General features: G+C 53.4%; 1 rRNA gene. It reads right to left on the bottom strand.

Annotated features, from left to right (window positions below):
• Window positions 1–182: 182 nt before the first annotated feature.
• Window positions 183–2,979 (bottom strand): 23S ribosomal RNA (locus AC0C6X_RS29985).
• Window positions 2,980–3,001: the final 22 nt, after the last annotated feature.

Below are 3,001 nucleotides of genomic sequence, written 5' to 3'. Positions count from 1 at the left end.
TGAGAAGCTGGTGAGGCAGAGCCTCTTTTTGATTTGAACACGTCTTTGCGTCTTATCCGGATAATTGCAGCAGCCGGCAGAGCCGAGCCGCCGGAAGTCCGGCGCGCCGTCCGCAGCGCCTTTGGCGCGTGAGGACTGTAGATAGCATCATCAAACTTGTTTGATGAGCATGAGCAATGGGAACGATCAAGCCGATCGAACGATTAGTACTGGTAAGCTTCATGCGTTGCCGCACTTCCACACCCAGCCTATCAACGTGGTCGTCTTCCACGGTTCTCAAGGGAATACTCGTTTTCAGGTTGGTTTCCCGCTTAGATGCCTTCAGCGGTTATCCATTCCATATATAGCTACCCTGCTATGCCCTTGGCAGGACAACAGGTCCACCAGAGATATGTCCATCCCGGTCCTCTCGTACTAGGGACAGATCCTGTCAATATTCCTACACCCACGGCAGATAGGGACCGAACTGTCTCACGACGTTCTGAACCCAGCTCACGTACCGCTTTAATTGGCGAACAGCCAAACCCTTGGGACCTGCTCCAGCCCCAGGATGCGATGAGCCGACATCGAGGTGCCAAACAACCCCGTCGATATGGACTCTTGGGGGTCATCAGCCTGTTATCCCCGGCGTACCTTTTATCCGTTGAGCGATGGCCCTTCCACGCGGGACCACCGGATCACTATGACCGACTTTCGTCTCTGCTCGACTTGTCAGTCTCGCAGTCAGGCGGGCTTATGCCATTGCACTCGACGAGCGATTTCCGACCGCTCTGAGCCCACCATCGCGCGCCTCCGTTACTCTTTCGGAGGCGACCGCCCCAGTCAAACTACCCACCATACACTGTCCCGGATCCGGATGACGGACCGCGGTTAGACATCCATGACGATAAGGGTGGTATTTCAAGGATGGCTCCACAAGAACTGGCGTCCCTGCTTCAAAGCCTACCACCTATCCTACACATGCCGACACGAATGCCAGTGTAAAGCTATAGTAAAGGTGCACGGGGTCTTTCCGTCTGACCGCAGGAACCCCGCATCTTCACGGGGAATTCAATTTCACTGAGTCTATGCTGGAGACAGCGGGGAAGTCGTTACGCCATTCGTGCAGGTCGGAACTTACCCGACAAGGAATTTCGCTACCTTAGGACCGTTATAGTTACGGCCGCCGTTTACTGGGGCTTCGATTCAGAGCTTGCACCCCTCCTCTTAACCTTCCAGCACCGGGCAGGCGTCAGACCCTATACGTCGTCTTGCGACTTCGCAGAGCCCTGTGTTTTTGATAAACAGTCGCTACCCCCTGGTCTGTGCCACCCCAAAAGACTTGCGTCCATTGGGGTCACGCTTCTTCCGAAGTTACGCGTGCAATTTGCCGAGTTCCTTCAGCATAGTTCTCTCAAGCGCCTTGGTATACTCTACCTGACCACCTGTGTCGGTTTCGGGTACGGTCTATAATGGTGGAGCTATTTCCTGGAACCGCGTCCCCGCCCGGACAATCCAATAAGTCCAGACAAGTTAAGCGATCCGTCACTACCACCAGGCCCACGAATATTAACGTGGTTCCCATCGACTACGCGTGTCCGCCTCGTCTTAGGGGCCGGCTAACCCTGCTCAGATTAACTTTAAGCAGGAACCCTTGGTCTTTCGGCGAGAGGGTCTCTCACCCTCTTTATCGTTACTCATGTCAACATTCGCACTTCCGATACCTCCAGGACCCCTCACGGGTATCCCTTCGCAGGCTTACGGAACGCTCCGCTACCACGTGCCATAAGGCACATCCTCAGCTTCGGTGCATGGCTTTAGCCCCGTTACATTTTCGGCGCAAAGACCCTTATTTAGACCAGTGAGCTGTTACGCTTTCTTTAAATGATGGCTGCTTCTAAGCCAACATCCTGGTTGTTTTGGGATCCTCACATCCTTTCCCACTTAGCCATGACTTGGGGACCTTAGCTGGAGGTCAGGGTTGTTGCCCTTTTCACGACGGACGTTAGCACCCGCCGTGTGTCTGCCGACTAGTACTCCTCGGTATTCGGAGTTTGGTTAGGATCAGTAAGACGGTGAGTCCCCATAGCCCATCCAGTGCTCTACCCCCGAGGGTATTCGGTCGACGCTCTACCTAAATAGATTTCGCGGAGAACCAGCTATTTCCGAGTTTGATTGGCCTTTCACCCCTAGCCACAAGTCATCCCAATCTATTGCAACAGATGCGGGTTCGGTCCTCCAGTTGGTGTTACCCAACCTTCAACCTGCTCATGGCTAGATCACTCGGTTTCGGGTCTAATGCGACGAACTGAACGCCCTGTTCAGACTCGCTTTCGCTGCGCCTTCACCTATCGGCTTAAGCTTGCTCGTCACACTAAGTCGTTGACCCATTATACAAAAGGTACGCTGTCACCCTTGCGGGCTCCAACTGTTTGTAGGCATCCGGTTTCAGGTTCTATTTCACTCCCCTTGTCGGGGTGCTTTTCACCTTTCCCTCACGGTACTTGTTCGCTATCGGTCATGCACGAGTACTTAGGCTTGGAGAGTGGTCTCCCCATGTTCAGACAGGATTTCACGTGTCCCGCCTTACTCAAGGACAATGAGTGTTCTACGTGTAAGGGGCTATCACCCGCTACGGCCGACCTTTCCAGGTCGTTCCACTTTATTCCTCATTGCCACTGGCCTGGTCCGCGTTCGCTCGCCACTACTTGCGGAGTCTCGGTTGATGTCCTTTCCTGCAGGTACTTAGATGTTTCAGTTCCCTGCGTTCGCTTCTTACACCCTATGTATTCAGGTGAAGATACCTTTAAACAATGCTTGGAAACCTAAGCCGTGCAACGCACGACTTAAATTTTCCAAGCATTTAAGGTGGGTTCCCCCATTCGGAGATCCATGGATCAAAGCTCATTCGCAGCTCCCCACGGCTTATCGCAGCGTATCACGTCCTTCATCGCCTGTGCATGCCAAGGCATCCACCAAATGCCCTTTTGACACTTGATCGTTCTCATTGCCAATGCTCATC

It is taken from the genome of Ensifer sp. VA4 (assembly GCF_055710065.1).
This window is presented reverse-complemented; position numbering and strand designations above follow the sequence as displayed.